Source organism: Pantoea phytostimulans (assembly GCF_046118715.1).
Classification (GTDB): Bacteria; Pseudomonadota; Gammaproteobacteria; order Enterobacterales; family Enterobacteriaceae; genus Pantoea; species Pantoea phytostimulans.
This window is the reverse complement of record NZ_CP173699.1, coordinates 268,372-285,321: the sequence shown is the minus strand read 5'-3', so window position 1 is coordinate 285,321 and position 16,950 is coordinate 268,372. Positions and strand designations below refer to the sequence as shown.

Sequence of the window (16,950 nt, the reverse complement as noted above, 5' to 3'; positions counted from 1 at the left end):
GTCAGATCTCCCGAATAATGGTATCGGCAAGGCGAAGTGCCAGCGCGATACCTGTTAGCGTTGGGTTGACCGTTGCCGACGTCGGCATTACGCCGGTGGTGGCCAGAAACAGATTGGGATGATCCCAGCTGCGGCACTCGCTGTTGACCACCGAGTTTTTGGCATCGTCGCCCATGATGGTGGTACCCATGATGTGATACTGATTACGCCAGCCGGTTGGCGCTTCAATAACCTCACCGTTGAATGCCTGTAGGAAGTTAGCGAAATCGTGGTAAGCCTGAGGGCGCATGCCGCGCACGTAGCTGTCGAGCTGGTAATTGACCTTTAACATCGGCAAGCCGATGGCATCCCTGCGGTCGTAATTGGGCACGACGCGGTTAGTGGGAACCGGTAGGGTTTCACTCATGGTGCTGATATTCATGATGCGTGAGGCGCGGTCAAAAATGGCGTCATCCAGCGCTTTGCCCATTAAGCCTTGCTTCAGCAGCGGAGCGGTGACATCCACGTTGGGCACTAAATTACGCAGTGAATAGCGAATAGCAGAGTGCTGTGCGCGGCTCGGTTCATCGCGACGATTAGCGATAGTGCCGTGTTGCACCGAACCGCGCCCAGTCCACAGTGGCTCATCAGCGAGAAACGTCAGGCTTAAACCGGTGTGATCCATCAGATTACGGCCAACCTGATCGGAGCTGTTGGCTAACTCGTTCATCAGCAGCAGCTTCGGCGTTTCAAGGCCATGCGCCGCAACGATAAACACTTTCGCGGTTAATCGGGTATTGCTGCCATCTGGCTTGCGATAATGCAGCGCCTCAATACTGTTTTTTGCGCCCTGCTCAAATTTCCAGGCTACGCATTCAGTACGCAGTTGCGCGCCCAGCGCCACCGCTTTATCAACGTGCATATCGCCGGAATACATCGCGCCAATCGGGCAGATCGGTTCGCAATTGTTATTCCCTGCGCAGGCGGGACGTCCATCATAAGGGCGTGAAACGCGACCATGCGGCTCGTGGATCACCTGATAACCCATCGGGCCAAGTTTGGCCTGCATGCGCTGCACCATATAAGGCTTGGCTTCAGGCGGCAGCGGATAGGCTGCGGATCGAGGCGGATAGTGACCGCGCCCTTGCCCGCTTTGATCTTCATCAGCGGTGCCCACCACGCCGACTTCGCGCTCGGCTTTTACATACCAGGGTTCCAGTTCGCTGTATTCAAAAGGCCAGTCACGCCCGACGCCATAGACGCTTTTCAGCTTGAAATCATTGGGCAGTAATCGCCAGCAGGCCGAGGCCCAATGCCGTGTACTGCCGCCTGCCACCCGCAGGGTGCTGGTGACATACTGAAAATCGTCGTCACCCTGTGCCTCAACGTAACCGTCGGTATAGCTGTTTGGTGCCCAAGGCAAATTGGGATACGGCGCACACCAGTTGCGTTTACTGGCGCCGTTGCGGTAATTCTCTACCACTTTCCAGCGAGGAATGTACGGCCCCGCTTCTAACATAATCACTGATTTCCCGGCTTTAACCAGCTGGTAGGCTGCATTTGCGCCCAAGGCTCCCGAGCCGATAATCACGACATCAGCATCAAATTCACGCATCTTTATTCCTGGTTTTGTCTGTTCTTATTGTTTGGCAATCATCGCTTCGGCTTCTGCCAGCGTGCTGGCTTTTCCCTGTACCATTAATAACCACGGCGCTTCCGGCTCTCGAATGTGATTCGCTGCGGCGGGCGAGCGATCGCCCCAGTCACGAATCGCGGCGGGCATCGCAGGGGCCGTTACGCCAGCCGGCACCTCGGCCCAGTAATCCTGGCCCGAACGCGCATAGCTGGGCCGAAGGGTGTGATTGCGGGTGGGCTCATACATCAGTGCGGAAAGAAAAGTAACGAAATGCGCATCGTCCACCGCTTTCACGGTGGAGGGTTGACCGGTGTAGCCGAGATACCAAGGTGAAACGATGCTGAGCGCCGTTTTAACATCCTGATCGTCCAGGCTCGCCACCAACCGCTCGCGATCGTCACTTTTCAACGTCGTTAGGTTAGAGAACAGCCGGGTAAGATGAGCCGGAAAGTTTTTATCCTGCTGACACAGTAACGCCCCCAGCCGCGCCGTAATATTGGCATCAAGGCCACGCCGTCCGGTGAGTAATTCACTGACACGTTGCAGTTGCGCGACGTGGCTATCTGGCTCGGAGGCGATCATTTCGGCGTTCAGCGGCATCGACAAGATCACCGGAGCCGCCACCATTAGCTGTAAAAAATGCCGTCTGTCCATTTCGATCTCCGCTATCCGGCGTTCAGGACGCTGAGGGCACCTTTCGCTGCTTCTGCATCCACGTTGCCGTCTGGCGTACTGACACCAATCGCACCCACCAGCACGCCCTGAATGATCACCGGCTCGCCGCCTGGCAGCGGAACCACCGCCGGATTGCCCAGCAGCGCGACATTACCGGCCACCACTTTTTGCTGGAAGCTTTCAGTCGGCACACCAAACGCAACCGCGGCATGCGCTTTCTTCGGTGCCAGTTCACTGTTAGCCAGCGTTGCGCCATCCAATCGGTCGTAACTCAGCGTTTGCCCCGCCGCATCAACCACGGTGACAACACCGCCCAGGTTATGGCTGCGAATAATCTGTTCGGCTTTGCCGATCAGCTGTTGCGCCTGTTGGTGATTCAGGGTTGATATTTGCGTAATAGGTTGTGCGGCGTGAGCGACAGCACAAAGCAGCCCGCCGCACAGCAATGCTAGCGATTTCATACATTCACCTGCGAAGTAGAAAGGGAAATTAAGCGCGCCTGGTCAGGATCTGGCGAAGCGGCGTTGGATAAGGTAATCGAGGCTCCATTTGCCGCTGCCGTTGAGATAAAGCAGCAGGAATGCGGCGGCGCAGGAGATGTTTTTCAGCCACACCATCAAATGGGCATGGCTGAATCCCTGATAAAACAGAAACCCCGCCACGACGGAGAAGATCGCCATGAAGACCGAGGTAAAGCGGGTAAGAAAACCCAGTGCAATGGCGGCGCCTCCGCCGACTTCAAGCAGAATCACCAGCGGCAAGAAGAAACCTGGCACCTGGTTGTCTGCCATCTGTTGCAGGTTGTCGCTGTAGTGCGAAATTTTGTCGAGGCCAGACGTAAAAAACAGCCCCACGGCCATGACCCGGCACACTGCATTTAAAAGATCGTTTGAACATTTCATGACGTGACCAATTTGATGCAAAGTTGTTAAATTTATGCACGAATGAGTCTGTGCAATTCGTTTAATCCACCTTGTGCGTTAACGGTCATATAACCGTTTTTCGCTGGCGGCGATGCTTAACCTAACGCATAACCTGCTGAGAAAAAGAGTAAAATATTTTCCTCAGATTTTATGACTTCGGTTTTATTTGAAGAAAGTCACAAAAAATTTGGATGTTAAAATCAGGATCAAAGCCGCTTGAATCCGCTGCTAAATTTTTAACAAATCGATCGACCTCGCGTCGCCAGTGCCTTTCAATGCTGTTTAGCCAATACATCAAGCGCGATGAAGCGACGCGTAAGCCCTTCGCTGCCCCAACCTATTCCCGTGGGGAATATATTGATAAGTAAATGGGAATACTTTTTATCGTTTGAAGCTGCCAGGATGAGGTAAATCTATTCGGGAGAGACAACATGGCTTATCGGTTTTTGGTCACCACCAGCGCGCTCGGCCAAGGTGGCGTTACGCTGCTGGCTGAAGCGGGTTGTCAGGTGGATTACCTCGACAATCCCAACGATGCACAGGAAGTGGAACAGCGCATGGCCAACGTGCCTTACGATGCCGTGATTTCGCGCACCGTTAATTTAACGGCTAAAGCGATCAACGCCTGTGCTTCGCTGAAAGTAATTTGCAAACATGGAGTTGGCGTAACCAATATTGATGTTGCCGCCGCCAGCGAGCGTGGCATTCCGGTATTAACCACGCCCGCAACCAACGCGCAATCCGTCGCTGAATTAACCCTTGCGCTGATGCTCAATGCCGCGCGTCGCTTGCCCTATTTTCAACACGAAGTGAATGCCGGACGCTGGACACGCAGCGGCGACGGTGAAGAGCTGCACGGCAAAAACCTGGGTTTAGCCGGATTTGGTGAGATTGGTCGCCGCGTTGCCCGCGCTGCGCAAGCTCTCGGCATGCAGGTGGCTTTTTTTGATCCGGGCGTTAAGGCTGAAAATGGGGCAACCGCTGTGACGCAGTGCGCCACGCTGGATCAGCTGCTGGCCTGTTCTGATGTGCTGAGCCTGCATTGTCCGGTGAATGATAAAACGCGCAACATGATCAATGCACAAACGCTGGCGCGTCTGCCGCACGGTGCCATTTTGATCAATACCGCCCGTGGCGAGCTGGTGGACGAAGTGGCGCTGTGTGAGGCACTGAAAAAGGGTCAACTGCGGGCCGCCGCGCTGGACACCGTGGCCAGTGAACCGCTGGCGGCCGATCACCCGTTTCGCGAACTTCCCCAACTGATTATCACACCACACATTGGCGGTTCCACTCCGCAGGCGCTGGATGCAGTGGCCTACAGCGCGGCGCATCAATGTCTGGCCTGGCTGGATGCACAGCAAATTAATGCGGCTGCCTGTGTAAATCCGCACGTTCTCAACAAGGAGTAAATCATGACACATCGTAGCGACTGGCCTGCTGGCTATTTCATTGGCGAACGCGGCCCACAAGCGGACGCCGCCCTGGTTGATGCCTTCCGTAAACTGCCGGTGCCGAACATTGGTGATTGCATGGGTCGCAGCACCGGTGCAATGGGGCTAACCGCCTATCATAACGATGCGAATTTAGTGCTATGCGGTCCGGCATTAACGGTAAAGGTGCGTCCGGGCGACAACCTGATGATTCACAAAGCCATTGAGATGGCGCAGCCGGGCGACGTTATTGTCGTCGAAGGCGCAGGCGATCTGACGCAGGCCTTGATAGGTGGTCTGATGCGCACCTCGGCGCAAACGCGCAAAATCGCCGGTTTTGTTATTGATGGTGCAATACGCGATCTGAATGAGTGGGCTGAAGGCGGTATTGCGGTTTGGGCGCGGGGTAATACGTTGCGTGGTCCGTCGAAAGAGGGGCCAGGAGAAGTCAATTCACGGGTGAGCTGCGCCGGTTTAGTGGTTTCGCCAGGCGATTTAATTGTGGGTGATGCCGACGGTGTGATTGCCATTCCGTACGATCAGCTCACCACCTTGCTGCCGCGTGTAGAAGCACATGCCCTGCGTGAAGCTAAAATTCGTGCCAGCAATCAATCTGGCACATCCGATCCTGAACGCTTTAATGCCATCCTGCGTGCCAAAGGCTGCCCAGTGTAATCGCCTAAAAACCCGTTTTTTACTGCGACAAGGCTTCTTAACCCTCAACGCCCCACTGCAACTACAGGAGATTTACCCATGCGGAGATTACTATGCAACGCGTTGCCCGTGTTAACCGTCGGATTATGGCTCAGCCAGCCGGTACTTGCTCAGGATGTGCTGCCCACGACATTACCGACCCAGGAAGATGCGCGACTCCAGCAGGTCGCAACCTCTAATCACGTCTGGAATGGCGTTACTGTCAGTCAGGATGGTCGGATATTCGCTTCGTTAACCCAATCCGAAGGCGCCGGCCCGCAACTGGTGGAAGTCGGTCAAAACGGTAAACTTACGCCGTTTCCTGATGAAGCGTGGAATCGCTGGGATGAGAAAGATCCTGAGCATCATTTCCTGCACGTGAACGCCGCACGCTTTGGCCCGGAGGGTTATCTCTGGGCGATGGATGCGGGGAATAAAGGCATTGGCACCGGTGCACAAGCCGTTACTGGCGGTGCCAAGTTGGTCAAAATCGACATTAAAACGAAGCAGGTCGTGGCGAGCTGGGTGATTAAACCGCCCGTATTGAAAGCCACCAGCTATCTTGATGACGTTCGTTTTAATGGCGATTTCGCCTATATCACCGATCCAGGCGCGCCGGGATTGGTGGTGTTGAACCTAAAAACCGGCCAGGCGCACCGGGTGCTGGACGATCATCCTCTGGCGATTGATCACTTGCCGCTTTACGCCGACGGTAAAAAGCTTTATCTCCCCAGCGGCAAAGAGAAACGCGTGGGTATCGATCAGTTAGAGGTTTCACCTGACGGTAAATGGTTGTGGTTCCAGGCCATTCCTGGGCCGCTGGCGCGTATCGAAACCCGTTATCTTGACGATGCCACACTGCCCGCAGCAACGGTGGCGAAACAGGCGCATAAAGTCGTGGATACCTGGACGACCGGCGGCACAGCGATTGACGCGGAAGGCAATATCTACGCTTCTGAATTGAATACGCGTAGCATCAAGCGCATTACGCCGGAAGGGAAAATCAGCACGGTTATCAGCGATCCCCGATTGGTTTGGGTTGATGCCATGTGGATTACCAAAGGCGCATTGTGGATGCCTGCCGCACAGATTAACCGCACGCCAGCCACCACCGGCGGCAAAGCGTCGACCGTTGAGTATCCGGTCAAAATGTATAAGTTAGCGCTGCCGATTGCGCCCGCCGATCGCGATCATCATTAAGCGGTGAAACCCCACCACGGTGGGGTTTTTTAATGCCTGATTTAACGGCGATAGGCTAATGAACGTACTAGTCGATCGCCAAGTTTTTGAATGATCTGCACCATAATCAGCAGCACGATGAGGGTCGCCGCCATGATCCGGTTATCGAAGCGTTGATAGCCGTAGCGAATGGCTAAGTCGCCTAATCCTCCGCCGCCTACCACACCCGCCATGGCTGAGAAGCCAATCAGCATTACGATGGTCAGCGTCATTCCCGCCACCAAGGCAGGCAGCGCTTCAGGTAACAAGACGCGGCTCACGATGTGCCAGAGATTGCCGCCCATTGAGATCACCGCTTCTATGCGCCCGCGATCAACCTCATCCAAGGCATTTTCAACAATGCGCGCAAAAAAGGGAAACGCACCCAAAGTGATCGGCACGATGGCGGCGGTGCTGCCTAAAGTGGTGCCTACCAGCAATCGGGTAACCGGGATCAGCGCAATCAACAACACCACAAATGGCAAGGCGCGTCCGATGTTAACCAGCGTGTTCAGCGTCAGGGCAACGGCGCGATGCGGCAATATCCCATCCTGTCGCGTTAGGAAAAGCAGTACGCCCACCGGCAAGCCAATGGCAACGGTAAATAGCGCGGCAAAAAAAACCATGTAGAGCGTTTCATAGCTGGCTGTCAGCAGTAAATCCTGAAAGCGATCCCAGTTTACGCTACGCATCGGGTTAACTCCGCAGGCAGATATTTGGCGAGGAAGGCACGATCGGCTTCACCTTCCTTCAGTAATAAATCTCGTAAACGGCTCTCTTCACGCTGCATGATTTGCGCCAGCGTGCCGCTTTCTATCAGCCTTCCTTTTTCGAGCAAGGCTGCGCTATCACATATCCGCTTTACTACCGACATTTCATGGGTGATCAGCACAATCGTGATGTTGAGCTGATGTTGAATAGAGGCCAGCAAATCCAGAATCGTCACGGTCGTTTCTGGATCCAGCGCGCTGGTGGCTTCGTCACACAGCAAATAGCGCGGTTGAACGGCCAGCGCACGCGCGATGCCGACACGCTGTTTCTGGCCGCCCGACAACTGCGAAGGCCAGGCGTTAGCAAAACTTTCCAGCCCCACCAGTTCTAACAATGCAGCCACGCGCGCGCGCCGTTGTTTTACCGGAAGTCCGGCAATCTCCAGCGGCAAATCGATGTTGTCGTGAACATTACGCGAGTGCAGCAAATTGAAGTGTTGGAAAATCATGCCCATTTGCTGGCGCTGACGTCTGAGCTGAGCAAGCGAGAGCGTTGATATCTCCTGGCCATCAATCGCTATCGAACCGGTTGACGGACGCTCCAGCAAATTCAAACAACGTAACAAGGTACTTTTACCCGCCCCGCTTCGTCCGATAATGCCAAAAATTGAACCGTCCTGAATGTCCAGCGAGATTTCAGCTAAAGCCGGCGCAGCTGCGCCGGTATAGTATTTGCTGACCTGTTCGATTTTAATCATGCGCGGCATCCGCAACCGGAATCACCGACCCGTTGTAGTTTTTGCGGATAAAGTCTGCCACCTGCGGCGAGGTCAGATCTTTTGCCAACTCAATCACGCGCGGATCTTTTGCCAGCTGCGGCGTAGTGACCAACAGATTGGCGTAAGGATTGTGCTTCGCTGATTCCAGTCCCAGCGCATCTTTCGCCGGTGACAATCCCGCTTCTAAGGCGTAGTTGCCGTTGATAATGGCCGCATCGACATCATCAAGAGAACGCGGCAGCTGCGGCGATTCAATCTCTACAATTTTAATTTTTTTGGGGTTTTCTGAGATATCTTTCGGTGTTACCAAGGTGGTACCGACTTCACCGCTGGCGTTAAGACGCAGCACGCCTTTATCCTGCAATAACCACAATGCGCGGCTCAGGTTAGTGGTGTTGTTTGGCACGGCAATCGTCGCCCCTTCTGGCAGCGCATCCAGGCTTTTTACTTTGCGGGAATAGATGCCGAGCGGCTCGATATGCACACTGGCCACCACGTCGAACGTTTTACCCAACGCTTTTTCCTGATCTTTTAAATACGGCAGATGCTGGAAATAGTTTGCGTCCACATCACCCGATGCCAGCAGTTCGTTGGCATTGATCCCACCGCTTAACTCGACGATTTTTAAATCAAGTTTGGGATCGAGCGTTTTAACGTACTCCAGTATTTCGGCATGCGGTACCGCATCAGCGGCCACGCGCAACGGTGCAGCGTAGAGGTTTTGTGCAATCAGCAACGACAGTCCAGCCAGGCCTAATAGCGTTTTCTTCATGATTTTTCTCAGTGTCATTATTGTTGGGCGTATTCAGGATAAAAACGTTGTGCAACTTCGGGGTGCGAGCGCAGGCGTCCTTTGAGGTAATTCCAGCCCACATCACGCAGTAAAGGATTTTGAGGATCGCTGCTCGGCCCCTGCGCTAATTGCGAAAGCGATTCTGGAAGCGGGTAAAGCGGCACCACCGCATCAAGCTGTGCACCCAGAAAGAAGGCAATGGAAAGGCGTTCGCGCTGCGCTTGTGGCGATACCACGCGGTGCACGGTGGCACGCAGATAACCGTTGGTAGCAAGCTCCAGTAATTCACCAATATTCACCACAAAAGATCCAGGCAACGGCGAGGCGGCAATCCATTCTCCGGGATTAACTTCAACCTCTAATCCGGGCTGATCGTCCTGAAGCAGCAAAGTCAAAAAGCCGGAGTCCTTGTGTGCGCCAACCCCCTGACGTGATTGATCATCTGCACGGCCAGGATAGCGAATGAGTTTGATGTGCTCGTTGGGATAACGCCCGTAAAGGTTATCGAAAGCATTACGGGGTAATTGCAGCGCTTCGGCAAAGGCGCGGAGAAGCTCAAGAGCAACGTGAGTCATTTCCTGTTGCCAGCGCGTTAACAACGTTTTCAACGCTGGCAACGCGTCGGGCCATTGATTGGGGCCTTGCAAGCGTTGCCAGGCGGGTGCGTCATCTGAGAGAGGCAGCGCCTCTCGTTCAGCACCAATATCAAATTGCTCTCGATGGTCGGGTTGATTGCGGGTTATTTCTGCACCCGCGAGGTTATAACCACGAAAATGTGGAGAGTTAGCCATTTTAACTTTGCGTTTTTCATCTAATGGCAAAGCAAAAAAAGCCTTTGCCACGCGCTGCACGTCATCTAATAAAACCTGATTAATACCATGGTTAATAAGATAGAAAAAACCCACTTCACGAGCGGCGTGACCTAATTCATTTATTAATAATTGGCGCTGTTCTTCATCGCCTTGTAATTTCGCGAAATCAATAATCGGAAGCTGCACTTTATTTAGCGACTGCATGATTAACATCCTGCCTGACCGTAATGACACAACATTGCCATTGGCTTGTCTGGTTCACTACTAAGTTATCCTGCTATCGATATGCCATTACCGGAAATAACGCGAATTGTTAGGTTACTGATTTTTATAATCTTTTAATTAAAGTAATAATCCTGAGTAGGGATTGATTGTGGGATTAAACAGAGTATTGCGTTATTGGAAAAATAAAGATGAGAATGAATAAGCCATTATTAATGCGTAACAAAATGTTTGAAGGTGTGATCCGCCATTAATACGGCGTGCCCTGCTGGATTTGTCAACAATTGCGGTTATTCCGGCTATAAACTTGCAAAAACTGACAATTATAGTCTAAGGTTGGGCGGCTGAGGTGCTTACCGCTTCACTTACCCACAATTTGGGCTTCTTATAGCTTTCATTTCCTTCGTTCTTCTCGATCATATTTGCGGCTGCGAAAGCTATAAGACTCCCTCAATTAAGCTGTATGAGGAGAATATGACCACCAAAAACCAATCATCTGAACATCCGAAAAAACACTTCTGGAATAAGAAGCAGAAAGAACTGACCGTTGATGACATCACCGTCATTGATAACGGTATGCTGAAACGTGCTGTCGGTGCGGCTGCCTTAGGTAATGCCATGGAGTGGTTCGATTTCGGTGTTTATAGTTATCTGGCAGTGATCATCGGGAAAGTCTTTTTCCCGGATGCCAACAACGCGGTGCAGCTGATCGCGACCTTCGGTACATTTGCCGCCGCCTTCCTGGTACGCCCCATTGGCGGCCTGGTCTTTGGGCCGCTTGGCGACCGTATTGGACGGCAGAAAGTGCTGGCGATGACGATGATCATGATGTCGATCGGGACATTCTGTATCGGGCTCATTCCCGCGTACTCCTCCATCGGTATCATGGCGCCGATTCTGCTGCTGGTAGCCCGACTCATTCAGGGCTTTTCTACCGGGGGTGAATATGGCGGAGCAGCGACCTTTATAGCGGAATACTCCACTGATAACCGCCGTGGCTTTATGGGCAGTTTTCTTGAGTTCGGTACTATCGCCGGTTACCTGCTCGGCGCGAGCCTGGTGACGGCCATGACGCTGCTGCTCTCTAATGACGCCATGATGTCGTGGGGCTGGCGTGTCCCGTTCTTTATCGCCGCACCGTTGGGCTTGTTCGGCCTGTATGTACGCCTGAAACTGGAAGAAACACCCGCATTCCAGCAGCACATGGAAAAACAGGAAGCGCTGGAGCAGAGCAAGCCGCGTCTTACTTTGATGCAGATGCTGAGCAAATACCGCGCGCCGATGATGAAATGTATTGGTCTGGTACTGCTGTTTAACGTGTCCAACTACATGTTGACTTCCTACATGCCGAGCTACCTGACGGGTGTGCTGGGTATGAACGAGATGAGCGGTTTACTGCTGGTAATGGTAGCGATGTTTGTGATGATGCCGCTGACCTTGTTATGGGGTCGCTGGACCGACAAAATTGGCCGTCGCCCGGTGATTGGATTTGGTGCCGTAGGTTTAATCCTGTTGTCGATTCCCAGCTTTATGCTGCTCGGCACCGGCAACATGTGGGCGGTTTTTGCTGGCCTGCTGATTCTGGGGGTATTGCACACCTGCTTTAGCGGCACCATGCCTTCAACGCTGCCTGCGCTGTTTACCACCGATATTCGTTACAGTGCGCTGGCAATCGGCTTTAACCTTTCCGTTTCACTGTTTGGTGGTACCACACCGCTGATTACCGCCTGGTTAGTGGACACCACCCACAACGTGATGATGCCTGCTTACTATATGATGGGTGCAGGCGTCATCGGCCTGGTGACTATCCTGACAGTACGCGAAACAGCACGTCAGCCACTGAAAGGCTCTTCGCCTGCTGTGGCCACGAAAGCAGAAGCACATAAGCTGATTGATAAGTTACGTTTGCGGAACAGTAAATCGAAGCCGGTTCCGGCACCGTCAAAATAATGCGTTAATCACTAAGCAAGCCGGGATAATCCCGGCTTTTTAATGCGAGATTAGCCCCTCTCTCGACACACCATCAACATCGGCTTTATTACGTAGAGCATCAACCCTTCTTAGTTAAAAGCGATCAAAACGGTAAGGATACGGATCAATAATCGGCGTGTGGTTCATCACAAGATCTGCCGCCAACTGCCCTGCTGCAGGCGAAGTGCCAAATCCATGACCTGAAAATCCTGTTGCCAGCGTTAAGCCCGAAAGCCGGGCAACGGGTCCGATAACCGGATTGGAATCTGGCGTTACATCAATGGCTTCTGCCCAGGCTTCAGCGATTTCCGCACGCTGGAAAGCAGGCCATTCGGCTTGCAGATTATTCATTGCATCCTCATTAAGAGAAGATTTAGCTGATAAGAAGAGTGCGCTGAAGGGATAATTGCTCGCTAAATGCGGGTTTGTAGCATCGAAGAGTCAGGCGAATTGCCGCGTTAAGCGACAATCTTCTGGGATTCACTTTAACGAAAAAAGGCCGCCGATAGGCGACCTTTATAAAACGCGTACCCCACCCGGCGCTTATCTCCGGCACTCGCAATGGCTTAGCTCTTGAAGGGGCAAAAGGATTCTCTCATCAAACACGGCGTCAGATTTAACCGTTATTGCTATCGTTATTATTAGCCTGCTACCTTTTTACCAGGTGTGTTGTGCCACATCGCAATACGGCTTTTGTGAAACCGAAGCGCTGTAAGCGATATCCATTGTCAGTTCTGGTAAATATGGGTAAAGAATTAAGATGAGCGATCAATAACGTCGGTTTGATTATCAGAATATATTTACCGCAATCGATATAAATCCGCATTTTTCATATTGCGTAAATATTAAATTTTTATTTGACCATTAATTATACAAATTTAAATATAATGATTTCTATTTTTTAGAATAATGAGCGGCTCTACTTTGCACGCGCCTACTTTCAGGCCGAGTTCAATATGTTGTGGGCGGGCAAAACAGAGGGGAAATACAGGCATAAAAAAACCCGCTCGAGGCGGGTTTTTTAATCATCAGGTATTTTATCTGCTCAGGCTGTTGCCTTCATCGCTGTTGTAAACGTACCTGAAGATGCAAATTAGATTGCTACGACGTTTGCCGCTGATGGGCCTTTAGCACCACTTTCGATGGTGAATTCAACGCGCTGGCCTTCATCTAAAGTTTTGAAATCGTTGCTCTGAATGGCGGAGAAGTGTACGAATACATCCTTGCTGCCATCCTGAGGAGTGATAAAGCCAAAACCTTTACCTGCGTCAAACCATTTTACTAAACCAGTCATTTTACCAGACATAGATACTTCCTTAATTTTTGAGCCACTAATGCGGCGAAGATGGTCTGTTGTGCAGAGAATTACTTACTTGGCACTTAGGAGGAGGCTCTCGAAGAAGGGTATCGCTGGATATCACTTTAACTGAGGACTGCTTTACTAAAACTGCTTTCATAAGGTCTGTATTACAAACCGATGGAGCTATTAAGCCATTGTTCAGAAGATTTAGCAATGCCTTATTTTAATTATTTTCACAGGGCTTGCTGAATGAGATAGCGAGAAGAAACTTTCTCATGAGTACAACGTTACCGCGATTAAAATATCCCGCCTCGCTAATGAACCGTCACGCTTGAAATATTATTTTCCTGCCTTTTATTTATTCCTGCCGATTTCATCCGCTGCCTGTTTTTCTGCTCGGTCTTTTAATCAGACAGTTTTAACGTCATGCACTCAGCAGGGCGATGAAGAGGGTTCCCTGAATCGCCCTGCCCTGTTACTTACGCAATGTCTACCCGATTAAAAGCTTTGCCAGTTTTTCTCAGCCGCGCTTTGACTCGGTTTAGGCAGCAAATTTTTCACTTTCTGTATTGTGCCTGATTCAGCAAGTGACGATTTGCCCACAAGGGCGTGTTTGCTTTCTCTGTTATCAATGCGGAACTCGCCAACCATTCTGGTCAGCGCGGCCGCCTGTTCCTGAAGTGACTGTGACGCAGCGGAGGCTTCTTCCACCAACGCGGCGTTTTGCTGAGTCACATCGTCCATTTGGTTTACCGCTTTATGAACTTGCTCGATTCCCTGGCTCTGTTCTTGAGCTGCCGCCGCAATTTCATTAACTAACGCGCTAACCTGGCGAATGGCGTCTTTCATTACCGACATGTTTTCGCCCACGTTGCTTGCCTGATCTGCACCGGTTTCAGTTAGCTTGAATGATTCGTTAATCAGCTGCTTAATTTCTCTTGCCGCCGTGGTCGAGCGCTGCGAAAGATTTCTGACCTCGCCGGCGACTACCGCAAAACCTTTGCCGTGTTCACCCGCGCGAGCGGCTTCAACTGCCGCATTCAGCGCCAGGATATTCGTTTGAAATGCAATGCCTTCAATCAACGCAACAATCTCTGAAACGCGACGCGAGCTTCCTTGTATATCTTTCATCGTCACCAGCATTGCATCCAGCGACGCTGAACTTTTTTCTGACAACTGATTAGCATTAACTGCCAGCAAACTGGCCTGGCGAGTGTTATCTGCCGTCTGACGCACCGTTTCACTCAGCTCTGTCATACTGGCTGCTGTTTGCTCCAGCGAGGCGGCTTGCTGCTCGGTTCGTGAGGAGAGATCTTCATTGCCTGCGGCAATCTGTGCTGAGGCGCTACCCACTGAATGAGACGCCGCATTAACTGACGCCAGCGCGTCCGCGACACGCTTCATCAGGGCATTAAATGAGCGTGCCATATTGCCGATTTCGTCCCGACGACTTTCATCAGCACTGACCGTAAGATCAAGGTTATCACTCGAATGCGTCATGATGCTGCCGATAGCAGAGAGATTGTTGCGTATGCGGATAATCGTGGATGCGGCAAAGAGACCAAACACCAGAATCGTGGCGCAGACGCCGGCAATGGTGCCCCAGAAAAGGGTGTTGTAAATGCTATGGTTCGTTGCACGAAGGTCCTCCCCAATCGCGATATTCAGCGCTAACTGCTTCTGATAGCCCGTTACCAGTGTGCGAATAGCATCACCAACGCCCTCTTTCCTCTCAAGAATGGTGCGGCTGAGTTCATCCTGATGCGCGCGTGAGGCTGTAATAAAGGCGGGCAGTCGCTGCTCTATCACATGAAGGTTATCAAAAGCCATGTGGGTCAGCCTTTCATCTTCATCGTTTGAGATGTTGTGCTTCAAATAGTAATCCGTCAGCGTCTTCAGACCGGCAACACGCTGCTGAATTTCATCTTCAATCGCGGGCAGTTTGCTGTTATCAGCCTGACTCTGATGTTGATAAAGCGTAAGCGCGAGCTGATTACTTTGTTCAGTCAGCTGACCTAAATCCTTGATGGAGGAGATGGTATTGATCTGGACATACTCGAAGCGATCCTGAAAGCCAGACAGAAAATATATCGCAAGTACTGCCTGGCTAATAATGGCTAAAAACAGCACTGAAAATGTCAGTATGAGGCGCTGTGTGATGTTCATGTTTACCCCTGAATTTTTTTATACGATCTTCCTGCGTGCAGGTGACCCTCCGCAAAGGGTTATCGGCAGGCACTGACAAATAGTTATTACTTATGGTGAGGAAGTGCTGATGTAAGGTGCGGCGACTCTTTTATCTCACCAGGCAGGATTGATAGAGCGTAATAACCGGGCATAAAAGAGAAGGTTTGGCTGTAGACAGCGCGGCAAGAAAATAGCAGCAAATACTTCGGTTGAAGAAAAGATTTGGGAATGGTCATCCGCGTATAGCGTTAGACGGGCGCGCAACTGCTCTGACAGACCAAATCTGCGAGCGGGATTTGGCCTGTCAGGAACAGCATTATGATGCTTTTGCGCGTTCAGGCGCTTCACTTTTAACGCATTACCCCATTGCAGCGACTCACTTTCCCCCACACTGCAGGTTTTTCTGAGTCACATTGCTGAAGGTTTTTTCTTTTGAACATCTGCGTTAATGACACTGATGATTCATCATAACTGGCTGCGCTGCTTCTGATCTCCCAAAGCATCTTCCAGGCATTTGCGAATGATGTCTGGCAGGCAACTGTAATCATGATATTTCTCTGCTATCCGCTGTAACTGCTCTACAAGTGGATCTAATTCATTTCGGGCGATATCTTTTCTGTTCGGATAAAGATAATAAATGTTGCTCATGACGACTCCACGCAGAACATTCTGTCTGATCCCTATCATCATGCTGCCATTTCATTCTAAACAATCGGTCCTGAAACGCCTAAACAAGGGCTGTTTTCTTGCGTTAAAGTTTTTTAACATCTGGCGAAAGTACCTAACATACAAGTAGAAATTACTACATTGATGCCGAATGAGCGGGTACTGATGAGCGCAAATCGTACAGAGCAGCACCCTTTTTGCTCATTTGAGTTAATATTGGCCAGGTAAATGCCTTATCGGTGTAGGACAATTGGTCAGCCCAAAAGCCTGCTTTTTTCTTGCATGGTTAAAGTTATTCAAACAAAGCGGGCACTGCGTGGCATCAGGATGATGAATTTTAGCAACCGTTACTGCCTGACCCTTGGTATATAAAGAGCCGATAAAAATCCTGTTTACATCTGCCGGCAGATTAACACAACCCGCTTGATGAATTACCCAGTTGCCAGTAATCGCGTTTTTTAACAAATAATAAAATGATGGTTTAAGCATAAAAGTCTCAAGTAGTTTGCTGAAGTAGTAAATGGATCAAATAAGAAAAGTCATTACACACTGAATTTTCATTAATCATATCTGTTTTTTTTATCATCAACTATTAAACCACCGCGCTTTTTTTGAATTTAGGAATTCCCCCTTAGGCAATGTTAATTTATATAAACTATATCCATTCTGGAATTAAATCATTAACGCAAACTCCGTCACCAAACTTAAACATTACTTATCCATAATACGGACGTAATTATGCACACCAAAAATATTTCTTTAAAATCAATGTGTTAACATAAATTAATAAATAATTAAATTGCAAAAATCTAATGAATTAAGATTTTTTTCGCGATCAGAACCTATCAAATAATGTACATAAGTTTTTTCGGGTAATGATTCAAAAAAAAGCCAAACGGTACTTTTCAGTTTAAGAAGGTACTAGCGCAAAATCTATTCGTAAAGCAAGTCTGTAG

At 50.7% G+C, this 16,950-nt stretch carries 16 protein-coding genes and 1 pseudogene; 4 read left to right on the top strand and 13 right to left on the bottom strand.

Features of this window, described 5'->3' with window-relative positions; genetic code table 11:
• Nucleotide 1 precedes the first annotated feature (1 nt).
• Genes ACF2G4_RS19850 through ACF2G4_RS19835 form a run of 4 tightly spaced genes read right to left on the bottom strand, consistent with a single transcriptional unit; the run spans nucleotide 2 to nucleotide 3,150 of the window.
• A complete protein-coding gene (locus tag ACF2G4_RS19850; RefSeq protein WP_332626962.1) occupies nucleotides 2–1,594 on the bottom strand; it encodes a GMC family oxidoreductase in 1,593 nt (530 codons plus the stop codon).
• A 24-nt stretch (nucleotides 1,595–1,618) separates the two neighbouring features.
• The gene (locus ACF2G4_RS19845; protein WP_215848590.1) at nucleotides 1,619–2,269 is read right to left on the bottom strand and encodes a sorbitol dehydrogenase family protein; all 651 of its coding nucleotides are present in this window, start codon (nucleotides 2,267–2,269) and stop codon (nucleotides 1,619–1,621) included.
• An 11-nt stretch (nucleotides 2,270–2,280) separates the two neighbouring features.
• Nucleotides 2,281–2,751 carry a heme-binding protein gene (locus tag ACF2G4_RS19840; RefSeq protein WP_215848589.1) on the bottom strand — a complete coding sequence of 157 codons (471 nt, stop codon included), beginning with the start codon at nucleotides 2,749–2,751 and terminating at the stop codon, nucleotides 2,281–2,283.
• Nucleotides 2,752–2,793: 42 nt separating this feature from the next.
• The gene (locus ACF2G4_RS19835; RefSeq protein WP_243079231.1) at nucleotides 2,794–3,150 is read right to left on the bottom strand and encodes a DoxX family protein; all 357 of its coding nucleotides are present in this window, start codon (nucleotides 3,148–3,150) and stop codon (nucleotides 2,794–2,796) included.
• Nucleotides 3,151–3,644: 494 nt separating this feature from the next.
• Between ACF2G4_RS19835 and ACF2G4_RS19830 the strand changes: the two genes are divergently transcribed.
• The 3 genes from ACF2G4_RS19830 (at nucleotide 3,645) to ACF2G4_RS19820 (ending at nucleotide 6,536) form a co-directional block, all read left to right on the top strand.
• Nucleotides 3,645–4,622 (top strand): hydroxyacid dehydrogenase, encoded by a 978-nt coding sequence (locus ACF2G4_RS19830; RefSeq protein ID WP_409076018.1) that lies wholly within the window; start codon nucleotides 3,645–3,647, stop codon nucleotides 4,620–4,622.
• 3 nt (nucleotides 4,623–4,625) lie between these two features.
• Nucleotides 4,626–5,318 carry an RraA family protein gene (locus tag ACF2G4_RS19825; protein WP_243079233.1) on the top strand — a complete coding sequence of 231 codons (693 nt, stop codon included), beginning with the start codon at nucleotides 4,626–4,628 and terminating at the stop codon, nucleotides 5,316–5,318.
• Nucleotides 5,319–5,396: 78 nt separating this feature from the next.
• Nucleotides 5,397–6,536, top strand: coding sequence for a major royal jelly family protein (locus tag ACF2G4_RS19820; RefSeq protein WP_243079234.1), 1,140 nt, complete (start codon nucleotides 5,397–5,399; stop codon nucleotides 6,534–6,536).
• A gap of 41 nt (nucleotides 6,537–6,577) precedes the next feature.
• On the opposite strand, the gene ACF2G4_RS19815 is transcribed toward ACF2G4_RS19820, so the two are convergent.
• Genes ACF2G4_RS19815 through ACF2G4_RS19800 form a run of 4 tightly spaced genes read right to left on the bottom strand, consistent with a single transcriptional unit; the run spans nucleotide 6,578 to nucleotide 9,852 of the window.
• Nucleotides 6,578–7,246 carry a methionine ABC transporter permease gene (locus ACF2G4_RS19815; protein ID WP_243079235.1) on the bottom strand — a complete coding sequence of 223 codons (669 nt, stop codon included), beginning with the start codon at nucleotides 7,244–7,246 and terminating at the stop codon, nucleotides 6,578–6,580.
• Nucleotides 7,234–8,022 (bottom strand): methionine ABC transporter ATP-binding protein, encoded by a 789-nt coding sequence (locus ACF2G4_RS19810; protein WP_243079236.1) that lies wholly within the window; start codon nucleotides 8,020–8,022, stop codon nucleotides 7,234–7,236. The genes ACF2G4_RS19815 and ACF2G4_RS19810 overlap by 13 nt, the downstream gene beginning before the upstream one ends.
• Nucleotides 8,015–8,815 carry a MetQ/NlpA family ABC transporter substrate-binding protein gene (locus ACF2G4_RS19805; protein ID WP_409076017.1) on the bottom strand — a complete coding sequence of 267 codons (801 nt, stop codon included), beginning with the start codon at nucleotides 8,813–8,815 and terminating at the stop codon, nucleotides 8,015–8,017. The genes ACF2G4_RS19810 and ACF2G4_RS19805 overlap by 8 nt, the downstream gene beginning before the upstream one ends.
• 17 nt (nucleotides 8,816–8,832) lie before the next feature.
• Nucleotides 8,833–9,852, bottom strand: a complete 1,020-nt coding sequence (locus tag ACF2G4_RS19800; protein ID WP_409076016.1) for an isopenicillin N synthase family dioxygenase — start codon at nucleotides 9,850–9,852, stop codon at nucleotides 8,833–8,835.
• A 492-nt stretch (nucleotides 9,853–10,344) separates the two neighbouring features.
• Between ACF2G4_RS19800 and proP the strand changes: the two genes are divergently transcribed.
• On the top strand, nucleotides 10,345–11,820 hold the full coding sequence (proP, locus tag ACF2G4_RS19795; protein ID WP_215848583.1) for a glycine betaine/L-proline transporter ProP: 1,476 nt from the start codon (nucleotides 10,345–10,347) through the stop codon (nucleotides 11,818–11,820).
• Nucleotides 11,821–11,934: 114 nt separating this feature from the next.
• On the opposite strand, the pseudogene ACF2G4_RS19790 reads toward proP, so the two are convergent.
• The 5 genes and pseudogenes from ACF2G4_RS19790 to ACF2G4_RS19770 all read right to left on the bottom strand — a co-directional run.
• Nucleotides 11,935–12,222 (bottom strand): annotated as a pseudogene (locus ACF2G4_RS19790) (NAD(P)/FAD-dependent oxidoreductase); the annotation flags it as partial.
• A gap of 712 nt (nucleotides 12,223–12,934) precedes the next feature.
• Nucleotides 12,935–13,147, bottom strand: coding sequence for an RNA chaperone/antiterminator CspA (gene cspA / locus ACF2G4_RS19785; RefSeq protein ID WP_215848581.1), 213 nt, complete (start codon nucleotides 13,145–13,147; stop codon nucleotides 12,935–12,937).
• A 492-nt stretch (nucleotides 13,148–13,639) separates the two neighbouring features.
• A complete protein-coding gene (locus ACF2G4_RS19780; protein ID WP_409076015.1) occupies nucleotides 13,640–15,307 on the bottom strand; it encodes a methyl-accepting chemotaxis protein in 1,668 nt (555 codons plus the stop codon).
• 486 nt (nucleotides 15,308–15,793) lie between these two features.
• The gene (locus ACF2G4_RS19775) at nucleotides 15,794–15,976 is read right to left on the bottom strand and encodes a hypothetical protein (protein WP_215848580.1); all 183 of its coding nucleotides are present in this window, start codon (nucleotides 15,974–15,976) and stop codon (nucleotides 15,794–15,796) included.
• A 228-nt stretch (nucleotides 15,977–16,204) separates the two neighbouring features.
• A complete protein-coding gene (locus ACF2G4_RS19770) occupies nucleotides 16,205–16,483 on the bottom strand; it encodes a hypothetical protein (RefSeq protein WP_409076014.1) in 279 nt (92 codons plus the stop codon).
• Between the last annotated feature and the right edge of the window lie 467 nt (nucleotides 16,484–16,950).

Bases quoted from the DNA above. Each gene is read 5' to 3' on its own strand.
- ACF2G4_RS19850 (WP_332626962.1), bottom strand. From the start codon at position 1,594: ATGCGTGAATTTGATGCTGATGTCGTGATTATCGGCTCGGGAGCCTTG.
- ACF2G4_RS19845 (WP_215848590.1), bottom strand. From the start codon at position 2,269: ATGGACAGACGGCATTTTTTACAGCTAATGGTGGCGGCTCCGGTGATC.
- ACF2G4_RS19840 (WP_215848589.1), bottom strand. From the start codon at position 2,751: ATGAAATCGCTAGCATTGCTGTGCGGCGGGCTGCTTTGTGCTGTCGCT.
- ACF2G4_RS19835 (WP_243079231.1), bottom strand. From the start codon at position 3,150: ATGGCCGTGGGGCTGTTTTTTACGTCTGGCCTCGACAAAATTTCGCAC.
- ACF2G4_RS19830 (WP_409076018.1), top strand. From the start codon at position 3,645: ATGGCTTATCGGTTTTTGGTCACCACCAGCGCGCTCGGCCAAGGTGGC.
- ACF2G4_RS19825 (WP_243079233.1), top strand. From the start codon at position 4,626: ATGACACATCGTAGCGACTGGCCTGCTGGCTATTTCATTGGCGAACGC.
- ACF2G4_RS19820 (WP_243079234.1), top strand. From the start codon at position 5,397: ATGCGGAGATTACTATGCAACGCGTTGCCCGTGTTAACCGTCGGATTA.
- ACF2G4_RS19815 (WP_243079235.1), bottom strand. From the start codon at position 7,246: ATGCGTAGCGTAAACTGGGATCGCTTTCAGGATTTACTGCTGACAGCC.
- ACF2G4_RS19810 (WP_243079236.1), bottom strand. From the start codon at position 8,022: ATGATTAAAATCGAACAGGTCAGCAAATACTATACCGGCGCAGCTGCG.
- ACF2G4_RS19805 (WP_409076017.1), bottom strand. From the start codon at position 8,815: ATGAAGAAAACGCTATTAGGCCTGGCTGGACTGTCGTTGCTGATTGCA.
- ACF2G4_RS19800 (WP_409076016.1), bottom strand. From the start codon at position 9,852: ATGCAGTCGCTAAATAAAGTGCAGCTTCCGATTATTGATTTCGCGAAA.
- proP (WP_215848583.1), top strand. From the start codon at position 10,345: ATGACCACCAAAAACCAATCATCTGAACATCCGAAAAAACACTTCTGG.
- cspA (WP_215848581.1), bottom strand. From the start codon at position 13,147: ATGTCTGGTAAAATGACTGGTTTAGTAAAATGGTTTGACGCAGGTAAA.
- ACF2G4_RS19780 (WP_409076015.1), bottom strand. From the start codon at position 15,307: ATGAACATCACACAGCGCCTCATACTGACATTTTCAGTGCTGTTTTTA.
- ACF2G4_RS19775 (WP_215848580.1), bottom strand. From the start codon at position 15,976: ATGAGCAACATTTATTATCTTTATCCGAACAGAAAAGATATCGCCCGA.
- ACF2G4_RS19770 (WP_409076014.1), bottom strand. From the start codon at position 16,483: ATGCTTAAACCATCATTTTATTATTTGTTAAAAAACGCGATTACTGGC.